This window comes from Flagellimonas olearia (assembly GCF_009184425.1).
Lineage (GTDB): Bacteria > Bacteroidota > Bacteroidia > Flavobacteriales > Flavobacteriaceae > Flagellimonas > Flagellimonas olearia.
In genome coordinates this window covers 1-396 of sequence record NZ_WELG01000078.1, presented here as the reverse complement: position 1 = coordinate 396, position 396 = coordinate 1, and the positions used below count along the sequence as shown (strand labels likewise).

1 protein-coding gene is annotated in these 396 nt (G+C 44.2%); it reads left to right on the top strand.

The genetic code is table 11. From position 1 onward, the window contains the following. Positions 1-4 precede the first annotated feature (4 nt). On the top strand, positions 5-396 hold a 392-nt coding region (locus F8C76_RS19935; protein WP_500683488.1), incomplete at its 3' end, for a TnsB C-terminal domain-containing protein.

Sequence of the window (396 nt, the reverse complement as noted above, 5' to 3'; positions counted from 1 at the left end):
GCGAATCAAGATCCTGAGGTCTGATCGTGGAGGTGAATTCACATCTGAAGAGTTCACTAAGTATTGTGAGCACCATGGCATTCAAAGACAATATTCAGCCCCTAGAACTCCACAGCAAAATGGAGTTGTGGAACGGAAAAATCGCACTGTGCAAGAGATGGCTCGCACAATGCTAACGGAGAGCAAGCTAGCTGACAAATACTGGAAGGAGGCAATCCATACGGCTGTATACATTCAGAATCGATGTTTGATCAGGCCACATGAAAACAAAACTCCTTATGAGCTATGGTTTGGGAGAAAAGCTACAGTCAAGCACTTCAGAGTCTTCGGTAGCAAGTGTTACATCAAAAGGCTTGAGCAAAATACGGGCAAATTTGAAGAAAGAGCTGATGAAGG